At 50.0% G+C, this 15,561-nt stretch carries 13 protein-coding genes, 1 tRNA gene and 1 pseudogene; 7 read left to right on the top strand and 8 right to left on the bottom strand.

Annotation, left to right across the window (positions count from 1 at the left end; genetic code table 11):
* The 3 genes and pseudogenes from C1I60_RS24790 to C1I60_RS08930 form a co-directional block, all read right to left on the bottom strand.
* A pseudogene (locus C1I60_RS24790) lies at window positions 1-191 on the bottom strand (collagen-like protein); the annotation flags it as partial.
* 525 nt (window positions 192-716) lie between these two features.
* Window positions 717-788: transfer RNA gene (locus tag C1I60_RS08935), tRNA-Thr, on the bottom strand.
* A 73-nt stretch (window positions 789-861) separates the two neighbouring features.
* A complete protein-coding gene (locus tag C1I60_RS08930) occupies window positions 862-1,209 on the bottom strand; it encodes an MTH1187 family thiamine-binding protein (RefSeq protein WP_137061403.1) in 348 nt (115 codons plus the stop codon).
* A gap of 657 nt (window positions 1,210-1,866) precedes the next feature.
* On the opposite strand from C1I60_RS08930, the gene C1I60_RS08925 reads away from it, so the two are divergent.
* The 3 genes from C1I60_RS08925 (at window position 1,867) to C1I60_RS08915 (ending at window position 7,175) form a co-directional block, all read left to right on the top strand.
* Window positions 1,867-4,200: a ribonucleoside-diphosphate reductase subunit alpha gene (locus C1I60_RS08925; RefSeq protein ID WP_137061402.1), complete on the top strand. Its 2,334-nt coding sequence runs from the start codon at window positions 1,867-1,869 to the stop codon at window positions 4,198-4,200.
* A 23-nt stretch (window positions 4,201-4,223) separates the two neighbouring features.
* Complete coding sequence (locus C1I60_RS08920; protein WP_134911418.1) at window positions 4,224-5,255, top strand: ribonucleotide-diphosphate reductase subunit beta; 1,032 nt, start codon at window positions 4,224-4,226, stop codon at window positions 5,253-5,255.
* 165 nt (window positions 5,256-5,420) lie between these two features.
* Window positions 5,421-7,175, top strand: coding sequence for a methyl-accepting chemotaxis protein (locus C1I60_RS08915; RefSeq protein ID WP_137061401.1), 1,755 nt, complete (start codon window positions 5,421-5,423; stop codon window positions 7,173-7,175).
* 181 nt (window positions 7,176-7,356) lie between these two features.
* On the opposite strand, the gene C1I60_RS08910 is transcribed toward C1I60_RS08915, so the two are convergent.
* Window positions 7,357-8,193, bottom strand: a complete 837-nt coding sequence (locus C1I60_RS08910; protein ID WP_137061400.1) for an HAD hydrolase-like protein — start codon at window positions 8,191-8,193, stop codon at window positions 7,357-7,359.
* Window positions 8,194-8,370: 177 nt separating this feature from the next.
* On the opposite strand from C1I60_RS08910, the gene C1I60_RS08905 reads away from it, so the two are divergent.
* The gene (locus C1I60_RS08905) at window positions 8,371-8,880 is read left to right on the top strand and encodes a hypothetical protein (RefSeq protein WP_137061399.1); all 510 of its coding nucleotides are present in this window, start codon (window positions 8,371-8,373) and stop codon (window positions 8,878-8,880) included.
* On the opposite strand, the gene C1I60_RS08900 is transcribed toward C1I60_RS08905, so the two are convergent.
* Window positions 8,864-10,555 carry an NAD(P)H-hydrate dehydratase gene (locus tag C1I60_RS08900; protein ID WP_252361658.1) on the bottom strand — a complete coding sequence of 564 codons (1,692 nt, stop codon included), beginning with the start codon at window positions 10,553-10,555 and terminating at the stop codon, window positions 8,864-8,866. The genes C1I60_RS08905 and C1I60_RS08900 overlap by 17 nt on opposite strands.
* On the opposite strand from C1I60_RS08900, the gene C1I60_RS25465 reads away from it, so the two are divergent.
* On the top strand, window positions 10,460-10,660 hold the full coding sequence (locus C1I60_RS25465; RefSeq protein WP_252361663.1) for a hypothetical protein: 201 nt from the start codon (window positions 10,460-10,462) through the stop codon (window positions 10,658-10,660). The two genes, C1I60_RS08900 and C1I60_RS25465, sit on opposite strands and share 96 nt — an antisense overlap.
* Here the strand turns inward: C1I60_RS25465 and C1I60_RS08895 are convergent.
* Both C1I60_RS08895 and C1I60_RS08890 read right to left on the bottom strand, forming a co-directional pair.
* Window positions 10,644-11,276, bottom strand: a complete 633-nt coding sequence (locus C1I60_RS08895) for an NAD(P)-dependent oxidoreductase (protein ID WP_137061397.1) — start codon at window positions 11,274-11,276, stop codon at window positions 10,644-10,646. The two genes, C1I60_RS25465 and C1I60_RS08895, sit on opposite strands and share 17 nt — an antisense overlap.
* Window positions 11,277-11,381: 105 nt before the next feature.
* Window positions 11,382-11,855, bottom strand: coding sequence for a GNAT family N-acetyltransferase (locus tag C1I60_RS08890; RefSeq protein WP_137061396.1), 474 nt, complete (start codon window positions 11,853-11,855; stop codon window positions 11,382-11,384).
* 144 nt (window positions 11,856-11,999) lie between these two features.
* Between C1I60_RS08890 and C1I60_RS08885 the strand changes: the two genes are divergently transcribed.
* Together C1I60_RS08885 and C1I60_RS08880 are read left to right on the top strand one after the other, a co-directional pair.
* Window positions 12,000-12,968, top strand: a complete 969-nt coding sequence (locus C1I60_RS08885) for a flagellar export protein FliJ (RefSeq protein WP_137061395.1) — start codon at window positions 12,000-12,002, stop codon at window positions 12,966-12,968.
* A 273-nt stretch (window positions 12,969-13,241) separates the two neighbouring features.
* Window positions 13,242-14,198: an ArsR/SmtB family transcription factor gene (locus C1I60_RS08880; protein WP_137061394.1), complete on the top strand. Its 957-nt coding sequence runs from the start codon at window positions 13,242-13,244 to the stop codon at window positions 14,196-14,198.
* 122 nt (window positions 14,199-14,320) lie between these two features.
* On the opposite strand, the gene C1I60_RS08875 is transcribed toward C1I60_RS08880, so the two are convergent.
* The gene (locus C1I60_RS08875; RefSeq protein WP_137061393.1) at window positions 14,321-15,379 is read right to left on the bottom strand and encodes a lactonase family protein; all 1,059 of its coding nucleotides are present in this window, start codon (window positions 15,377-15,379) and stop codon (window positions 14,321-14,323) included.
* Window positions 15,380-15,561 lie beyond the last annotated feature (182 nt).

Here is a 15,561-nt window from a genome sequence, read left to right as displayed (position 1 = left end):
ATGCCTTGTGGGCCCGTAGGACCAATAACTGTTGGAGTAGTAATATTCACTTCTGGTGGGGGACATTTTACCTTTACTATCTTCTTAATAACTTTTCGGCACTGTTCTTTTCTTTTTCTTTTCCAAGGGAATACAGTTTCTATTTTTCCTTTACGACATTTTTTTTTGTCTGAACAACTCAATACGTACACCTCCCTATAAAGATAGTTCAGTGTATGCATATTGTTAGGTTTAGACATGGACGAACAACTAGTTTTTACTAGACTGGAACATATATCTAGAAAAAAGGCTATAAACCTGAGAGAATGGCCCATGAATACATTACAATGTCCACATCAATTTTGATTATTTTTCGTATTTTATGACTAGGACAACTGACACTCAGAAGCATTGTCACGCAGGAAGACGGACGAGCTAGCGAGATTGTTGGCCACTTTCTGATCCCTAACAGAATAGTATTAAATTTGAGGAACAACCATCGTGGCTGGTTTGAGAAAATAGCCTTGGCCTGAAGCCAATCTCCCGAAAGCGAGACAGCACCAAACTGACGAAGCCCAAGAAACATTGGCGATTCAATCACAGGAGAGACCATTAACACCGAAGAACCCACTTTACTAGACTAAAGGTTAGAAGAATGTTAGAAGATTGTCCAAAATCACAAAAAAGCGCGACCTCCAAAAAGCTTGGAAGCCGCGCTGTGCTTGAGTTTCATAGAATGCTGGTGAAGGGAATTGAACCCCCGGCCTACGCATTACGAGTGCGTTGCTCTACCCCTGAGCTACACCAGCAGGTCAGCGTAACTGACAACAAAAACTATTATACTCTTCCTTACATAAAAATCAATCACTTACATCCACTTTTTCAACTAGGATTTGGATTTAATTCGGTAACGTTCCCTGTCCCGGTGCCGGACAGTTTATCTGCGACGGAACGGAGCTTTTGGCGACTGGAGGAAGCTTTGTCACGGCGATCATCGATTTTGACCGAGGTGGAAACGCGCTTGGCTCCTGACAGGAATGGCGCTTCATGCAGCGCAGCGATAGCGGTGAACACATCGTCCAGCGAACCTTCAATAATCGTACTCATGGAGGTAAGTTCGTAAGTAATTCCTTTTTGCGTCTTCAACACTTTTTGCATCTGGGCAACGTAGTCGCTCAGGCTCGTACTCCCCGTTCCAATCGGGATCACTGTCACTTCTGCAATAGCCATCGCCAAGTTCCTCCCTTTAATTTAAAAATCGTCACAAATTTAAAAATCTAAAACCTATGTCCGATAAAGCAACCTTATCTCATAAAAATAGTCCATATGTATGCTGCTTGTTTCTGTAGGAAACATCTTTATCATTCATTGTACCGTTCACACGACCTCAATTCAAATACAACCCGCGACTTCTCTGCATTTTGGGCGTTTCCATTCCTTTTCCTTTACGTATGGCTTCAAATGTTGCTATAATACTCCTTGCGCTTATTTGAAATTTTAAGTTTCTCAACACAACATGTTGGGTTAAATATTTATAATAACGTCTAAATGTAGTGATGTAGCCGATAAATCGTATGGGAACCGTTTTGATGTCCGTTCAATGGCAAGCACATCGCTATTTCTATGTTGTTGGATTACATACAGCCCCAAAATGCTGTCTGAACCAAGCAAGCAACCCGGGCATTTGTACTCAAAACCCGGATTTGCACACCTGCAAACATACGTACACTTGGCCTGTCGTTTAATCGTCAAGTGAGCTGACCTCATCGCTTTTGTGAATCACTTGATCATCATCGATCTTTTTCACCATTATCTTTTCATCATGATCATCTTCATGCCTATTCCCAGAGTAAGAATTCCAAATCAGGAAAGCGAGGAATTAATCCCATGCCACAACTCGTAACGAAACCAAACAACCGCCAGTTGGCTTTTGATGAAATACGCATTTCCGTTTATGCCGACCGCGTGCTCAGCGGATTGGACAAGCTGGAGAAAGATCGCCTGATTCGCGGTGTGGTCAGCAAGCTGCGCCGGGACGAGGTCACGGGCGACGAAATCAGCAACGCATTTGCGATGGCTGCGCTTGAACTGGTCAGCAAGGAAGAACCGGACTGGAAATTCGCCGCTTCACGCGCTTTGCTCACCTCCTTATATAAAAAAGCGGCTACTCACCGCCGTTACAAATCCTATGCGGACGAGCCTTATGGCGCTTTTTACCCGCTGATTACCGAGTTGGTCAAGAAAGGCATTTATCGTCAAGAGCTGCTTGACTACTACACCAAGGAGCAAATTGACGAGCTGGGGGCATCCATTTTGCCGAAAAATGACCTGCTATTCGATTACATCGGGCTGTTGACGCTGTCTGAGCGCTATCTGGCAAATGATTTTGACGGACGCGTGATGGAGCTGCCGCAGGAACGTTATATGATCATCGCAATGTACCTGATGCACAAGGAGCCTGCCGACAAGCGCATGGAGTTGGTGAAGGAAGCTTACTGGGCGATGAGCAATATGTACATGACGGCGGCTACGCCAACCATGTCCAATGCCGGGAAAAAGGTCGCCGGACAGCTCTCCAGCTGCTTCATCGACACCGTAGACGACTCGTTGGAAGGCATTTTCGATTCCAACACCGATGTAGCCCGTCTCAGCAAAATGGGCGGGGGCATCGGCGTGTACCTCGGTAAAGTACGAGCGCGTGGCTCCGACATCCGTGGACACAAAAATACAAGCTCCGGCGTCATCCCGTGGATTCGCCAGCTCAACAATACAGCGGTCAGCGTAGACCAACTGGGTACACGTAAAGGCGCAATTGCCGTCTATCTGGACGTATTCCACAAAGACATTCTTGCATTCCTCGACCTCAAGCTGAACAACGGTGACGAGCGCATGCGTGCACATGATGTTTTCCATGGCGTATGTCTGCCCGATCTGTTCATGGAGCGGGTGGAAGCCCGTGGCGAATGGAATCTGTTCTGCCCGCATGAAGTGAAGAAGGTCATGGGCTGGAAAGATGACAACGGCCGTCCACTGGGGTTGGAGGATTTTTACGATGAAGGCTTTGGTACAGGCTCCTTCCGCGAGAAATATGAGGAAGCGTCACAGCATCCAATTCTCTCCCGCATTACGGTGCCTGCCATCGACATTATGAAGCGCCTGATGAAGTCACAACTGGAAACAGGTACGCCGTACATGTTCTACCGCGATACCGTAAACCGTGCGAACCCGAACCGCGCCCACGGTATGGTATATTCCTCCAACCTGTGCACGGAAATTATGCAAAACCAATCGGCGACCGTGGTGGAAAAAGAGGAATTAGTCACCAAGGATGGACAAACACGTATTGTCATTTCCAAAATCCCTGGCGATTTTGTCGTCTGCAACCTGAACTCCATCCATCTGGCTCGCGCTGTTCCGGCAGGTGTGCTGGATCGTCTCGTACCGATTCAGGTACGTATGCTGGATAACGTGATTGATATCAACAACATTGAGGTGCTGCAAGCACAATATACGAATAGCCAATATCGCGCAGTCGGTCTGGGTACGTTCGGACTTCATCATCTGCTCGCACTCGAAGGCATCCGTTGGGAATCCGATGAAGCGGTAACCTATAACGATCATTTGTACGAAAAAATTAACTATCTGGCTGTAAAATCAAGCATGGAGCTGGCGAAGGAAAAAGGCCGTTATGCCAAATTTGAAGGCTCTGACTGGTCTACCGGGCATTATTTCACGTCCCGTGGCTATACGGACGGTACGCGTGAAGGTAAATTTGTCACCACGTCCGAGTGGAGTGAGCTTGCGGAAAAAGTCAAACAAAACGGTGTCCGCAATGCATGGCTGTTCGCCATTGCGCCTAACGGCTCCACGTCCATCATTGCAGGTTCTACGGCCAGCATTGATCCATTGTATGAGCTGCTTTCCTATGAAGAGAAAACAACCTACAAGATTGCTAACCCTGCACCGGACTTGAATGAAAAAACAATCTGGTACTACAAAACGGCTTTCCTGCTGGACCAGCATGCTTCAATCAACATGGCCTCTGCCCGTCAGCGTCATATTGACCAGGGCCAAAGCTTTAATCTGTATGTGCGCCCGGATATCAAAGCTACTGAATTTCTGGAACTGCACATCCACGCCTGGAAATCAGGTATGAAATCAACCTATTATGTACGCAGTCGCGCACTGACGATTGAAGAATGCGATAGCTGTGCATCCTAATATAAAGAAGGAGAGAATCTCCCATGCAGTTACAAAAGATATTTAACACGGAGGCACCTAACCGCTCTACCCGCATTATTGAAGGCGAAAACTCTGGCATTCTGAACTGGAACGATATTCGCATGCCGCATATGTACAAGCTGTATAAGGTGCTGCTGCTGAACCACTGGATTCCGGATGAAATCCCGATGTCCAAGGACGCGTCCCAATTCCCAACACTGGATGCCGAAGAACAGCGCACGTTCAAAATCAACATCGGCCTGCTGGCCGTGCTGGATTCCATGCAAACGATGTTTGTGGGGGATGTAAAACGCTACTTTACCGATTCCTCGCTGGAAGCTGTGTCAGCCATTATCGGGCAGCAGGAGGTCGTGCATAACCAGTCCTACTCCTACGTGCTATCCTCTCTGGTATCAGATCAGGAGCAGAAGGAAATTTTTGAATATTGGAAAAATGATCCTGTACTGCTGGAGCGCAACACATTCATCTCGGACATTTACCAGGAGTTCCGTGATGAGCAAAATCCGCAAACCTTTTTCCAGGCGATGGTGGCGGACCTGATTCTGGAGGGCATTTTCTTCTATAGTACGTTCGCTTTCTTCTATAATTTGGCCCGTGACCAAAAGATGATGTCGACCAGCCAAATGATCTCGTATATCCAGCGGGATGAAAATCAGCATTGCTACTTTTTTGCCGAAGTGTTCAAGCAATTGCTGTCTGATTTCCCTGAGCTGGACACGAAGGAAAATACGGATTATGTCTACCGCATGATCGACCGTGCAGTCGAGCTGGAAACCAACTGGGCGCACTACACGCTCAAAGAGGTTCGCGGCATCGACCTGAACGAGCTGGGCGATTATATCAAGTACATGGCGAACATGCGCCTGAGACTGCTTGGTATGGACAAAGCATACGAAGGCGTAGATGTAAACTGTATGCCTTGGATTAAACCATTCTCAGACGAAGCGCTGAATGCGACAAAAACGGACTTTTTTGAAGCAAAATCGCGCAATTACGGCAAGGTCGGAGACGACAACGGATTTGACGATTTGTAATTAATCAAAAAAGCCTTAACTCGGTATTTACCGGGCTAAGGCTTTTTTCATGATAATTTACGCAAATACGCAAAAAAATCATGAAAACATCTGAATTACTATTCATATTTTCCTATTTGTACACGATATATATGAAGGTGAAAAAAACATAGTAAGGAGCATATTATGAAAAGCAGCGTTAAAAAAAGAATGGGATTACAATCCAAACTCTACTTCATCTTGCTCATTCCTTTAATAGTGATTGGCGTTATTGTTCTGTGGACGACCAATCAATCTATCCAAAATGCTTCTCTATCAACCATGCAGCTAAACAATGAAACGCTGGCAAAGAACACGGCCCAGTTATTGGACAAATCCGCAGTCAAGAGCTTAAACACTGATTCATCTGAGCAAAGCAGCGAGTATAAGCAGCTTCGGAACGAGTTAAATACGCTCAGACTGCAAACTGGAATTCTGTACGTCTATATGTACAACCGCGTTGGAGATGAGTGGAAAATAACGGTGGATGGAGCCGCATGGGACGACAAAGACTACAGTCCATTCGGAACTCCTGTAAGTTTTACCCTTAAAGAAACGGAAGAGAAATTAAAACAAGGGGAAACGGTAACTACAGATATTACAACGGACCCTGAGTGGGGGACGATGTTTTCCTCCTTTACTCCCATTAAGGATACAGATGGAACCATCATTGGTTATTTGGGAATCGACAGATCCCTGTCCTCTGTGACTGAAGTATACGAACATACCTTGCCCGAGGCCTACCGATTAGTTATCCCTGTTATCTCCATCATTCTGATCATCTCAATTGCGGCTATGATGATGGTAACCCGGCGGATACTGCGTCAGGTGGGATTTATTAAAAATACACTGGAGCAAGTAGCCGACGGTAACCTTACGGTTACATCGTCGCAAGTAACATATGATCAGTTAGGCGAAATCAGCAAATTGACGAACAAAATGGTGGAAGCCATGTCGAATATGATTGTGGATATTCAAAGCAGTTCAAGCACACTCCAGCACGCATCGGAGAATATCGTCGTGACAACGGAAGGAACACTCCACCAGACTGAGGAACTGTCCCGTACACTCCAGCAAATTGCCGATGTCTCTATTAACCAAGCGGATCAAGCGGTGGAATCGGTGCAACAATCTGATCGATTAGGACAAACGCTGGATGAAGTCGGAAGCTATGTGCAACAATTTACGGATACGGCCCATCATCTTAATGAAGTTCGTAATCAGGTAGCCAGTGAGCATGAACTGTTATTAGAGAAAGGACGAGAAAGCGCCTTGCGTATCAAGCAGATGCAGCGCATGTCACACGCGTTAACCGAAAAATCCCGCGAGGCGGCTAACATCGGTCAGCAGGTACAGGGCATCGTAAAGCAGACGCAGATTTTGTCCTTTAATGCATCTATTGAAGCCTCACGTGCAGGCGAAGCTGGCAAGGGTTTTTCTGTGGTCGCTCATGAAATGGGACAACTTGCCCAACAATCCGCCATATCGATTCGTGAAATCGACGAAATCTTAAAAAGCTTTGTTGAGCAAATTGAGCAAATGGGTGATCAATTTGATGAAAACATAAAGACCGTCAATGAACAAGAAACCCAAATTTCGGTATGTCTACAGTCTGTTGACAAAGTCACCCAGGTTTCACAGGAAGTTCAGGAGTTAGCTGCACATCTGGCTCAATTGACGGCAGAGATGCAAGAGGTACGTCACAGCGTAGATCAACATTTAAATCACACAGCCAGCGCGGCACAGCAGACTGCCGGAATGACAGAAGATGTATCAGCAAGCGCTCAGAAGCAGGCTCTAGCGGTAAAAGAACTATCCGAAGTAGCCCGCAATCTGACCACACTATCAAACAATCTGCAGCGTCATGCTGACCAGTTCCGGGTAAAAAACGCTGAATATTAAATATTACGTTGGGTTCAGTTCAACTGAACGAAAAGAAGTAAACTAAAATGGAGCATTCGCTAACGTAGCGAGTGCTCCATTTTTATGTTTTGAAAGCCGAGCAGAGTTCACCTTTATCTGAGTAGGTGCATACATATAACCTAGAAGTGTGTATTCAAGCACTCCAGACTCATACCCGTTCTTATGATGGAGGTAGTGCCGCTGTTTTCACCTGTTTCGTATAAGAAGGATAGCCTCCCGTATGCTGGAGCATTTCGATTTCACGCAAAATACGCGGTAAGTCAGCGACCGAGTTCATCACGATGTGGGCTCCTGCCCTTTTCAAGCCATATACACTCTGTCTGCGCCGTTCCTCAGCCACTCTGTCGTCCGCTTCATGGCTGGTCGTGTGAGCTGCGGTCGTCACGCTTTCGTTATGGTTCAATACACCAATCGTCCATACACCGGCGTTCCGTCCCTCTTGCATATCAGCTGCCGTATCTCCTACTTTCACAATATCGCTAAGCGGGAATACCTGTAAGCGGTGTGCAATCTCATAGATCATCCATGGATAAGGGCGCCCTTGCGAAACTTCACAGGGAGCTACTGTGCAATCCAGTGCATATGGGGACTGTGCAGGCGTAAAAACGTTGCCCAGCATCTCCATCGGGCAAGATGCGGTAGCGCCTGACTGAATCCGACGATCCTGCAACTCATTCAGCGCTTTATCGATACCGAAAGTGGGCTCAGCTCCCTGGATCAAAGAACGGAGAACAGGCACAAGCTCAAGGTAAATATGCTCAATATCCGTTCTTCCGGGATGCGTACCGAAGCAATCCAGCCATTTTTTCCGAACCTCTGAAAGTGCCAGCACATTCGCAATATGATCACGGATCGGTAATCCCCGCCCATAAGATGCCTGTTCTTCGGTTACCTGTACACCCTTCCATCTGAAAATATCACGTATTCCCTGGATTAAGCCTCGTCCTCCGGGGTCCAACAATGTACTTTCGAGATTAAAAATAACCGCTTGTATCATGCAATCCCCGCCTCTCCGCAACGCGGCTATCCGCTGTCATTATTTCTTAGGACCATGATACACAGCTAACGTAAAATAAAATGCCGTAAAGCGTCAGCGGAGTGTAATTGAAAATAAATTCCTTGATTGGTTGCGAATTACTGATTGTAATGAAGTGTACTAAGGAGGAATCGCAGCATGAGACATCCATGGAATGAATATAATCCCAAGATGCCTTGGCGGATGGAACTGGGTTGTTATGCGCTGAACAAGCTGGCTTGCGGAGGACTGGTGTTTGGTCTGATATGGGCCTATTGCTATATAGCAGAGGCAATGACGGGGATTCCTGTAACCATAGCAGGCAATAGCGGTGAGCTGGCCGCACAGCTGTGGGCATATGGTTTTGCCCTACCGGCCGCTCTTGCAGCCGATGCGCTGCACGATCTCTTGCCCTGGCTGCGAAAACCGGAGCGGCTCACCCTGTACCTTGCCGCAGGATTCAGTATCTTCCTCCTGCTTGGTTCTTTTATATCCCCTGAAGGAACGGGTGTCTTATGGAGCAACGGCATCGCGGGTACCGTGATTACGTTACTGTATTATCGGGGAAGGCATTATGCGGGAAGACTCTGGCTGATCCGTGGATTTGGGGTACAGATCATCCTGGCCTTCCTCCTGCCCTTGCTGTTATGGTCTATAGGGCTTCAATAATGTCACCCGCAATGACCGAGGCGGCATGCTGTCGATGGCGTGCGGCTGTTTCTCCAGCCGCGCCATGCAGGTACACGCCAAAGGCTGCTGCCTGTAAAGCGTCCAAGCCCTGCGCCAGCAAGCCTGCGATGATGCCTGTCAGCACATCACCTGCACCGCCTGTCGCCATCCCTGCGTGGCCTGTCGTGTTGACATAAGCCGTTCCGTCCGGGCACGCAATGACGGTACGCGCTCCCTTGAGCACCAGCGTCACCCCGCGTGTTCGGGCGTACTGCCGGGCATGGGCGATGCGGTCACGCTGCACCTCGGCCGTCGATAGGCCCAGCAGACGGGCCATCTCGCCGGGGTGCGGCGTCAGTACAACCGCCGCGCTTCTCGGCTTCCAGGCATCAAGCTCTGGCCCCGCCGCAGCGAGGATGTTCAGGGCGCCCGCATCGAGTACGAGCGGCCCGCCGTATTCTTCCCACAGGCGGCGCAGCCAGCCAGTGTCTCCCACGAAGCGGCCGAGGCCGGGGCCGACGGCCAGCACATCGCGCGCCTGCGCGAGCTGAAGCAGCTCATCCGCGGAGTCGGCGTTCCATTCGCCGTCTCCACCTGCGGCTGCGGCAGCGAGCATCAGCTCCGGCGCGGCTCCGATGAGTCGCGGCAGTAGCGCTTCGGGCACCGCCCACGTCACAAGGCCGCTGCCGATGCGCAGGGCGGCACGTGCGGCCAGCAGGCCCGCGCCGCTCATGCGCAGGCTTCCCCCGGCGACGAGGACGTGGCCGTAGGTGCCCTTGTGCCCGTCCGGCACGCGGCTGCGGCTCACGTCCACGCCCAGCGCTTCACGCAGCGTATCGCGGGTCAGGAGCCGTAGCTGCACGCCGCGCTCACGGGCAAGCCCGGGCGGAATACCGATGTAGCGTACCGTTACATCGCCTGCGTTCCCGGCACCCGGGTATTGGACGAGCCCACGCTTCAGGTAGGCGAGGCATACGGTGACGCGTGCGCGAATGCACGGCTCGTACAGCGCACCTGTGTCGGCGTCGAGGCCGCTGGGCACATCTACCGACACCAGCGGCACGCCGCTGGCATTGGCCTCGCGAATCAGCGAGGCGTAGGGTTCGCGCGGCGGGCCTTGTGTGCCCGTGCCCAGCAGGGCATCTACGATGCCGGTGGCGCCGCGCAGGTCGAGGGCATCCCGGCCGTAGACAAGGACCGGGATGTGCAGAGCCGCGATGGTATCGCGTTGCACCGCTGCTTCGCCGCGCAGCGAGTCCGGCGACTCAGCGTACACAACGGTGACGCGCAGACCCGCATCCGTCAGATGGCGGGCCGCCACCAGACCGTCACCGCCGTTGTTGCCTTTGCCTACGAGAATATACCAATGCTCCCGTTCCCACATGGCATGCCCCCCGTGGCTCCAAGGCTCCGTCCGAATAACACCGCCATGTCCCGGCGTATCCCCAGGCCCTGAGTGGGCGACCTGTTCACCATAGGCTGGACCCTCATCATATCCTTGCTTGGCAGCATCTTGCCCCACTATATATCTGCGTCCCGTACCGTATGCTGAATCCACGTGGCTTTCCGAGAAGCTCTTATGGCTCCAACCACTTTCCACAGCGCAGAGCTTCAATACCTCGTCAGCTACCGCACGCCCGGCATTTTCCATCAAGGTAAGGGCCGGGATGCCCAGCTTGTCAATCGTATACCGATCCAGTTGCCGCATTTCTTCACCGGTCACAATATACATGCTTCTTCGCCTCCCGTAATGCGATCCTTTTTTAATACCCGACCGTAAAACGTGAATTTACAAATTCCCCCTCTACCAGCTCATCAATCAGGGCTACTGCATAATCCTCAACCGAGATGCGGCTGTGACCCAATTCATCAACAACTACATGGTCCAAGCCAATGCGAAAATGCCCTGTACGCCGTCCCGGCTCAATGATTGCGGCAGGACTGCAATATGTCCAGTCCACATCCGCAGCACGATACAGCTCCAGTGCATCGGCATGTGCGGCTGCTAGTGGCTTGACTTCCTCCAGAAACTCGGCTGTATCCATCAGGCGTTCACCGTTTTCCGTTTTCAGGCTGCCAGCTCCGCCGACTACCAGTATGCGCTCTGCGCCGGAACGCCGGGTTCCTTCCAGTAAAGAACGCGTTGCTTCGAGCAATTCCTCCTCAGCTCCAAACTTGGGACCATAAGCGCTGATAATCGCATCATGTCCTTTGGCCACGGCTGTTACGGAATCGGGATTCAAAATATCAGCTTGAACGACGGTCAAATACTCACTTTGCTCCGTCACACGCTGCGGATCACGAACCGCCGCCGTCACCTGGTACTTGCGCTTGATGGCCTCCTTCACCAATGCTTGGCCAATGGTTCCTGTTGCTCCAAAAATAATGACTTTCATATGTCCTTGCCTTCTTCCTGTCTATAATTTACTTACTATCTACTCCGTTTTCCATGTACATTTTTTAGTTCAGCTTATATATTACTTATCCGCTTCGGCCCTTGCTTAAACTCCGCCCGGCTGCCGCCAGTACATCCCTTCCGATCCAGGGCTGGTCAATTGAAAGCCAAATTGCGCATACAAGCGATCGGCTGGCTTGTCTGCGATCAGTGTCGCAAAGCTACCCGCTGGAACCTCACGTTTCAAATAGGCCATAATCTCTTCCATAAGCTTACGCCCGTAACCTTTTCCCTGATGGGAGGGCTTGACTGCAATATCCGTCACCAAAAAGAAAACACCGCCATCACCGCTCACCCGGCCCATGCCGATCAATTCCTGCCCGATCCGTAGCGTCACCGCAAACAGGCTGTTCGGCAGGCCCTTGGTTGCAGCTTCTTCTGTAATCTGCGTCAGACCCACCTCCTTCCGCAACCCCCGATACTCCTCTACAGATGGAATGGCGTACTCCACGCGAAGCTGCCCGTCCGGGTGATTCGATCCTCTATGATGTTCTGCCGTATTTTCGACATGCTCGTTCATACTGAATCTCCCCTCCCTGCTTATCATCTTGTCTATTTTACCAAAAAATACTTCATATATCTCTGTCAGACGTGACCAAGCCCTTGAAATGCCTGTGTGGTCTGTGCAATAGTGTAGAAAGAACAATGGAAGGAGGGATTGCGGGTGTCCCCGACGGACTTCGCGGCATTGGCCGCATATATCTCACCCGGTCTGATTGCCGTCCTGCTGGCATTGTCTTTGCTGGTATGGTTGTATGTTCACAGCGCAGCCCAGCTTCGAAATTCGCGTCAGCAGCGGCTGAATGAATTACAGGAATCGCTACGTATCTACGGACGGTTGGCAGGCTATCTCCAAACCTCTACTCAGTACAGCTTAAGCAGCAACGAAACACGCCAGCATCAGAGTGGACTGATTCATGCCCTTCAGGAAGCGAAGGCTGCTCCCTATTTAACCCCTCACCTTCAGGAACAGGTTCAGGCATCTCTAAGAGAATGTGACGCATTCCGCAGGGAGTTGCTCCTCAAATCACTGGAGCGCGAAATGAACAAACTGATCGACGAACGTCGGCTTGTTCTGCTGGAATCGCATGCTCCGGGCTGGGGTACGGCTTTATGGAAGCTGCTGCGTCCCGCTGCCGGGCCTTTGGCGCTGGCGGGTATCGTGTGGCTAATCTCACGGCTGATTGTGGAACTTATGTCGTATAGTACAATCTATAATAGTCTGCCCGAAGCTGTCCCATCTGCGTCCTGGCTCATAGGGTATACATGGATGAGATTTGTTTCCGGCTTGATCGCCCTGCTGTATGTATACCGGTTGATGACCCTGCGCAGACAAAATGATCTGGATGTGACGGCATCCCATTTCCCGACAAGCCTGTTGTCCATGGTGATCGCCGCCGTTGCCCTGTTTCAATGGATCGGACCGGAGGCTTCTCTCTACATACTGGCTGTGCAGCTTGTCCTGTTTTTGATCGGCTTCCGACTCACCCGGGGCCGCTCACGGAGTGATCGCCCTTATGTCGGTCATCCCGGCTTGATGAAGGCAGATCCTTCTCAATATCCGGAAATGCACACGACAGACAAAGACAGAACGCCCGACTCTTCTTTGGCGGAGGAACATAACCGTTCCTAGACAGCAAGCGATGCACAATCGGATACCGCATGAACGTTAAAATCACATCCCATCACAGGACATCCCGACAGACACCGAATGGTTATATGGGGTGTCCTGTTTTTTGAACAATTTTAGGCTTTTTGGCGGGATAAGCTTGTGCCGACAATCAAGGAAAGGGTATATTGTTTATATAAATGTAAATCATATCGTTTTTTATGTATGAATATTGAAAAAAATCCATATATGTTAAACTATCATCAATTGTTGATGTGCGTTAGAATTGGAGGAACTATGCAACTGGACATTTCTGAAAAATCACTACCCGTATATGAAGCGCTGGCCAGCGAGGTTCGGCTGAACATGATTGTTCTGCTTGCGGAGAAGCCTATGAATATACGCGAGCTGGCGGAAGCACTGGGACTAAGCAGTGCCATCATGACCATGCATGTCAAAAAGCTGGAGAGAGCATCCATTATTTCGACCAAAATGCTGCCTGGGCGCGGTGGCGTTCAGAAAGTATGCTCACTGGCTACAGACAAAATTGAAATAGCCATGCCACGCTATCAGCAGGATGTACGGCAATTTCATCAGACGGAGATTTCCGTCGGGCACTTTACAGATTTTGAAATTCAGCCGACCTGCGGACTGGCTACCGTCGAGAAAATTATCGGAGAATTCGACGAGCCTCGTTCGTTTCTGGACCCTGAGCGCTTCAATTCCAAAATCCTGTGGTTTAGTCAAGGATATATGGATTATAAAGTACCCAATTTCCTCCTGTCCAGCCAAAAGGCCGAGGAGCTTGAAATTTCGATGGAGCTATCGTCCGAGGCCCCTTTTACCAATGACAACTGGCCTTCGGACATTACCTTTTTCCTGAACGATGTGAATCTGGGGACTTGGACCAGTCCGGGAGATTTCGGCGATAACCGGGGAAAATACACACCTGCATGGTGGCCTGATTTTATCAACCAATACGGTCTGCTCAAAAGACTTCGCGTTACGTCTAAGGGTACCTTTATGGACGGCAAGCAAATATCTGATGTAACCTTAAGCCATGTGCTGATTGATCAGAAGCAATGGAAATTCCGCATTGCCATTCTGGATGATGCCCAGCATGTTGGAGGGGTTACCCTGTTCGGTACTGGATTCGGTAACTACAATCAGGACATTCTGTTCCGCTTGTACTACAAGCCTGCGGAAAACCATACGAAAACAGCAACAGTAGAAGCTGGCGACAGCAGCAAATAAACTTTCAGCACCTGTTCTTCTCAGACCCTAAAACACGGCCCTTTGCCCCATGCGTTCATGGCAAGCAAAGCGCCGTGTTTTTATTTTTTTCATCTTCTTCTAACATGCCTTTTTGCCAAACGCTATGACTGCCTCACAGGCTCAATGCATACAGGTGAAGGAACTTCCAGCACATATCCTGTTCGAGTCAATCGTCCGTCTTCGCTATGAATAGCAAAGGATACAATGTTATTTCCGTCCTGATTCGCGACAACCAGATACCCGGACAGGATGTTGAAGTTACGCGGCGTGCTGCCAAAAGTCTCCACCCATTCAACCGTCTCCAGCTTACCGCTGTCCAGATCGACATGGTACAGCACGATGCTGTTATGCCCCCGGTTTGACACATACAGATAGCGTCCACAAGACGTAATCCGAATGTCCGCGGCTGTGTTTTCCACATCTATGATGCCTTCCGGCAGTGTGGACAAGCTTTGCAGCAATTGAAGCTCCCCGTTGCGTTCGTTGTAGCTAAATACAGCGACAGTATTATTCAGCTCGTTGGCTACAAAGGCATAGGGACACGAAGGATGAAAGACCAGATGACGCGGACCGGAACCGGGCGGCAGTTCTGCCTTACGATGGGTCACCAGCTTCCCGTCTTCCGTCAAACGGTATACCACAATCTGATCCAGCCCCAAATCACATACCATTGCGTACTGTCCTGAAGGATCAGGAATAATCGAATGCGGATGTGCCGCATCCTGGCGGTCCTGGCGAATACCTGAGCCGGTATGCTGAACCTGCCCCGACATTTCCCCCAATCCGCCAGCTTCCGTCACCGGGAATACCACGGCATTGCCGCCTGAATAATTGGAAGCCAGCACATACCGTCCATCCGCTGTCACTGAGACATGGCAAGTGTGCGCCCCTCTGGTCCCTTTTCGATCCAATGGGTGCAGCTCTCCCGTCTGCGCATGCACCTGATACGCGTACAACTCGCCTGCCTCCGTCTCACTGGCGGCATACAGCTTCGTTCCATCCGGGTGCAGTGCCAGAAATGAAGGCCGCTCAATCCCCTCCACACCGCCAATCATGCGCAGATCACCATTTTCCACACGTAAAGCGCATACATAAATACCTCTCTCATCGCGAGACGCATAAGTTCCTGTATAAAATAACTGTTCACTTCGCTCTTCCATCGGCACTCGTCTCCTTTGGGCTGTTACCCGGATTTTATCGAGCTGTATCTCATTGCTGTGTCTCACTTATAAACTCACCATGCATTATTACCCACGATACAGTCGTTTCATTAACCATTTCTCTATATATACCAAAAATAGTCTCCTTCGGTGCAACCTGTGGTTCACTAGAACTCACATTT

Source organism: Paenibacillus terrae, from assembly GCF_005217525.1.
Classification (GTDB): Bacteria; Bacillota; Bacilli; order Paenibacillales; family Paenibacillaceae; genus Paenibacillus; species Paenibacillus terrae_C.
Note: the sequence above shows the minus strand (reverse complement) of the source record. Positions and strands in the feature narration are given on the sequence as shown.